This is a genomic window from uncultured Abyssibacter sp. (assembly GCF_964000955.1).
In the GTDB taxonomy this organism is placed as follows: Bacteria; Pseudomonadota; Gammaproteobacteria; order Nevskiales; family OUC007; genus Abyssibacter.
Genome location: NZ_CAXFCL010000043.1, coordinates 1 through 4,637 on the forward strand (window position 1 = coordinate 1; position 4,637 = coordinate 4,637).

General features: G+C 64.8%; 6 protein-coding genes. All 6 read right to left on the bottom strand.

Features of this window, described 5'->3' with window-relative positions; all coding sequences use genetic code 11:
* Window positions 1-1,357, bottom strand: a 1,357-nt coding sequence (locus ABNS06_RS01690; RefSeq protein WP_348672230.1) for a DUF1538 family protein, incomplete at its 3' end; no start/stop codon positions are given.
* A gap of 241 nt (window positions 1,358-1,598) precedes the next feature.
* A complete protein-coding gene (locus tag ABNS06_RS01695) occupies window positions 1,599-2,462 on the bottom strand; it encodes an MBL fold metallo-hydrolase (RefSeq protein ID WP_348672231.1) in 864 nt (287 codons plus the stop codon).
* Between the two features lie 48 nt (window positions 2,463-2,510).
* Entirely contained in the window at window positions 2,511-2,666 is a 156-nt protein-coding gene (locus ABNS06_RS01700; RefSeq protein ID WP_348672232.1) for a hypothetical protein, read from the bottom strand.
* Between the two features lie 121 nt (window positions 2,667-2,787).
* Window positions 2,788-3,522, bottom strand: a complete 735-nt coding sequence (locus ABNS06_RS01705; RefSeq protein WP_348672233.1) for a nitroreductase family protein — start codon at window positions 3,520-3,522, stop codon at window positions 2,788-2,790.
* Window positions 3,522-3,683 carry a hypothetical protein gene (locus tag ABNS06_RS01710; protein ID WP_348672234.1) on the bottom strand — a complete coding sequence of 54 codons (162 nt, stop codon included), beginning with the start codon at window positions 3,681-3,683 and terminating at the stop codon, window positions 3,522-3,524. Before ABNS06_RS01710 ends, ABNS06_RS01705 begins: the two co-directional genes overlap by 1 nt.
* 77 nt (window positions 3,684-3,760) lie before the next feature.
* The coding region (locus ABNS06_RS01715; protein ID WP_348672235.1) for an SLC13 family permease at window positions 3,761-4,637 on the bottom strand (877 nt) is incomplete at its 5' end.

Genomic DNA, 4,637 nt, shown 5'->3' on the forward strand with positions numbered 1-4,637 from the left:
CGCGCAGCCCCTCGGCACCCCACGGCGTCAGCGTCGCGAAGCTGAGCGGGACGTTGCTGCCGAGCTGCGCGCCCAGCGGCGTCAAACCCAGCGTGATGCCGAGGATGAACAGGCTCATGCCGATTACCGCGAAACTGATGCCGATGAAGATTTCATCGCGGTTGCGCAACCGCTCGGGTAGCACCAGACGCAGCGTGATCAGCAGGAACAGGCACAGCGGCACGATAGCGCGCAGCGCGGCCAGCGCCCCGGCGCGGAGCTCCTCGAAGAACGCGACGGAAGGGTCCCAGACCGCCTTTGACACGACCTTGGCCTGAAGCGCCTGACGCTTCTCCAGGATTAGCGTGGAATCGTCCAGGACGATTCGCCCTTCAATCAGCTGCGGGCTGCCGCCCGCGAACTTCAGTTCGTAATCGCTGGACGGGACACCGTTGCGCAGGAAACGGTCGAACTCGTCCTTGGTAAAGCCTTCCGGGCGGGCCTTGGGCGTGGTCCGTTCGGGGGCAGGTGCGGCCTGCTGCACCACCGGCGTTCCGGCGTAGTTCGGCTGGCCGTAGTAGTCGTCCTGTTGTACGTGCCACATTGCCAGCATCAGCACCGCGAGCACCGGAAACAGGGACGCCAGCGTGACGATGCCGAAACCCGCATTGCCCGCGTCGCCATCGCCGACGATGCGGCAGACACCGATGCCCAGCGCCAGGACCAGCGGGACAGTCACCGGCCCCGTGGTGACCGCGCCGCAGTCCCAGGCCAGCCCCAGCACCGGTTGCAGCATGTCGTGGGAGTGGGCGTAGAGCGTGAGTCCGCAGAGCAGCGTGATCAGGGGAATGATGAACAGCTTCAGCGACCAGCCGAGGAAGAAGCGCAGAATCCCCAGCAGCACGGCGATGCCGACACCGATGCCGACGACGGTGACCAGCTGGTTGGCGAAGTCGTTGAGCAGGCTGTAGAGCAGCGGCGCCTGCTCGGGTTGCACCCCGGCACCCGCGCTGCGCAGCACGGCGATCGCCGGTTCGGCGAAGGTGGCGCCGATGCCGAGCAGGAACGCGAAGCCCAGAATGATTGGCAGCGAAGAATTGCGCGGCAGAATCGCGCCAATCGTCTCGCCCAGCGGCATCAGCCCCAGCCGCAGCCCTTCCATGAAGAACATCAGCCCGAATGCGACGATGCCAATACCCACGCCGATCATCAGTGCGTGCACGATGGGCAGGCCCAGCACCAGGATCTGGAACAGCAGCAGATAGGCGACGATGAACCAGATCGTCTTCAGCTGCTCGACGAAGTTCTCGTAGACGTACGGGCCGAGAATCTTCAGCGAGTCGGTGAAGCTGAGGCGAACCTTGCGTGCGGTAATCAAGGGACGATCGCTGTGGTGGATGGGCAGGCGATGGATGCATCAGCCGCGCCAATCAAGGCCATTCGGATCGTTTCGGTCTGAGCATGTTGCAGCGGACCGTCGTTGTGTCCCCGTGCCGATTGCATGGAGCATTCCCCTGACACCAGACCGGGATTATGGTCGATGTTGGCCGGAAGACCGAATCGGCTCCGCTCGACGCGGATGCGAATCGCGATGTCGCCGTTCTTCGCGCGGCGAGCGCTCAGGTCAGCTGCCAGCAGCCATCGCGCGTTTGCGCGGTTCCGTCGGTGACCAGTTTGTCCAGATGCGCCTGCAGGCTGCGTGCAGCCAACGGGTGCAGCATTTCCGGCACATCGTCATAGGCCACGGGCAGCAGTTCCTGCATCGTGACCAGGTCTTCCAGCGACGCGAGCGCGTCGATGACCTTGCGTTCCCGCTTCAGACGGTGGGCGATCACGCCTTCGATCACCGAGGCGGGCGGGCTCAGCGGGTTGCCGTGCGCCGGCAGGATGCGCTCGATGGGTTCATGCTTCAGCCGCTCCAGCGACGCGAAGTAGTCCGACATGTTGCCGTCGGGTGGGGCGATGACGACGGTGGCGCCATCCATGAACTGATCGCCGGCGATCAGGTCCCCGGTACCCTCCACCAGGAAACATAGGTGGTTGGTCGCATGTCCCGGCGTGTGCAGGCAGCGCAGGGTGAAGTCGCCGCAGTCGAGCCGGTCGCCTTCGTCCAGCAGCAGATCGGGCCGGAAGCTGGCGTCGCGAACGCCTTGCAACTCGGCCGGATGCGAGTGGACGCGGGCGCCGGTGCGTTCGGCCAGTTCTCGTGCGCCCGGCGAATGATCCGGATGGGTGTGGGTCAGCAGAATCCATTCGATCCGGCCGTCGGTGGCCTGGAGAATGGCATCAAGGTGGCGGGGGTCGCGAACGCCGGGGTCGACGACCGCGACGCGATCGTCACCAATCAGGTAGGTGTTTGTCCCGGGCCCGGTCAGCGGCCCCGGATTCGGCGCGGTGATCCGTCGTACGCTCTGGCCAAGGGGCACGACCGTGTAGGGCGGAAACGCAGCCTTGACGTCCTCATGCTCCCACGGCGGTTTCATGCGACGGCGAGACGGTCCCGCGAGTCGGCGGTGACCACCGGGACCGCGTTAGCGCGTCCGGCCAAGCTCACGCCGTCGCCGCTCGGCGTCGCAGACCCGGTCACCGTAGTAGTTGTTGTCGAAGTTGCAACGTACCGGGATCGGTACGAGTTCAGGCTCCGGTTGGCCGAACAACGCGCGCAGCCATTGCATCAACATGCTCATCGAGTGACTCCGTCTGTGATTTCAGGATCGACGTTACGCGCAATATCGCCATCTGAGAAATTGAATGTCATCCACTGTTCAATAGGCAACAACAATCGATGCTCGGGTCCGAACCCTGGAATCAGACTTCGTGGATGAACCGGTCGCGGTCAAACCGCATGCGCTCGTGGTAGATCCCCTTCGGGTGTCGCCGCCCGGCGGCGATCACCATGACGGTGAACTCATGGCGCCCGTAACCGCAGAGCTTTCTGACGCGCTGCTCGTCAAAGCCCTCCATCGGGCAGCTGTCGAATCCGTAGGCGCGCAGCGCCAGCATGAGGTTCTCGCAGGCCAGCGCGACGGATTTGGCCGCCCATAGCTCCATGTCGGCTTCGGTATTGGGCGTGCGCATCATCGGCCGGACTAGACCGATGGAGTCGCGCAGTCCCTTCTTCGCCCGCGCGCCGAATCCCAGCATGTCCATGGGCACCATGCCGTACATGAACTGCGTGAGTCCGCCGTAGTACTGCTGGACGACCTTGGGCGGCTGGTCGCCGGGCCACTGGTTCAGGATTTCCTTCGCGTGCTTGCGCCAGTTCCTCGTATGGCCGGTGCAGACAATCAGTTCCGCGGCGGTTTTCGCCGCCTTCTGGCTCATGCAGGCTTTCGCCATCTGCTCCCGCTTGTCCGCTGAGGTGATGCGGTAGAAGTTCCACATCTGCAGATTCGAGCTGTTCGGTGCCAGCAGGGCCATGTCCAGGCAGTCCTGCAGAACGGCCTCGGGGATGGGCTCCTCGGTGAACTGGCGCACGGAGCGGCGCGTGACGACGGCCTCGCGAAATGCCTCGACGTTCGCGGGGCGGTTGGAGCTGGACATCAGGAATTCTCCTGTCCGGTAACCTGAAACTTGTAGGCGCCATCCTCGCTGGCATCGGCGCCGGTGCGGTCACCGTTGAGAATTTGTCGCCTGGCTTCGTCCAGGGCCTTGTCGATGTCGTCGATGGTGCGGCCTTCGAGGGTGAGGGCGACTCTCAGCATGGGCGTTGCGTGGTTTTGGCGAGGAGGAGACCTGCGCATCCTCACATATTCGGCCCGCGGGCTCGACCAGTGTTTCCCTAGGCCAGCCGCAGGTAGCACACCGTGGTGATCACCAGCGCGCCAATCAGGTTGAGCGCGAAGCCTTCGCGAATCATGGTCTGGACGCGAATCGAACCGCTGCCGAACACCACGGCATTCGGCGGAGTGGCGACCGGAAGCATGAAGGCACAGGTTGCCGACAGCGCGGCCGGGACCATCAGAAGACGCGGGTCGAGCTCGTTCGCGAGCGCCGCGGCGGCGAGGATGGGCATCAGCAGCACCGCCGTCGCGGTGTTGCTGTTGACCTCGGTGAGAAAGGTGACGCCCAGGCAGATCATCAGGAGCAACAGCACGACGGGCAGCGCACCCACGCCCGCCAGCAGGTCGCCGATCGCCGTGCTCAGGCCGGAGGCGGAGAACGCCTTGGCGATGACGATGTCGCCGGCGAACAGGATCAGCATGCCCCAGGGGATCGAGGCCGCGGATTCCCAGTCCAGCAAACGACTGCCGCGACCGTTGGGTACAAGGAACAGGGCGACCGCCGCCACCAGCGCGACGCTGGCATCGTTGGCGGTGTGCAGGCCGAACCACTGGCTCCAGCCTCCGAAGGGGTCGCCGCGGGTGATCCATGCCAGTGCGGTCAACGCGAAGATGATCATCACCCGGCGCTCGTCCACGGCCCAGCGGCCGGTCTCCGGCAGGTTGACCGGTTCGGTGGACGTCACCCGGCGGGTGAGCCACAGCGCGGCGAGCGGCAGCAGCAGGATCACCGCCGGTAGTGCGATGGTCATGTATTCCACGAAGCTCATCGCAACGCCCGTGGTGGTGCGGTAAACCTCCAGGAACACGAGGTTCGGCGGCGAGCCGATGGGAGTCCCCATGCCGCCAATGCTGGACCCGTAGGCCACCGCGAGC

What these genes read in the sequence shown, in the direction of transcription:
- ABNS06_RS01695 (WP_348672231.1), bottom strand. Translation starts at nt 2,462, where the DNA reads ATGAAACCGCCGTGGGAGCATGAGGACGTCAAGGCTGCGTTTCCGCCC.
- ABNS06_RS01700 (WP_348672232.1), bottom strand. Translation starts at nt 2,666, where the DNA reads ATGAGCATGTTGATGCAATGGCTGCGCGCGTTGTTCGGCCAACCGGAG.
- ABNS06_RS01705 (WP_348672233.1), bottom strand. Translation starts at nt 3,522, where the DNA reads ATGTCCAGCTCCAACCGCCCCGCGAACGTCGAGGCATTTCGCGAGGCC.
- ABNS06_RS01710 (WP_348672234.1), bottom strand. Translation starts at nt 3,683, where the DNA reads ATGCTGAGAGTCGCCCTCACCCTCGAAGGCCGCACCATCGACGACATC.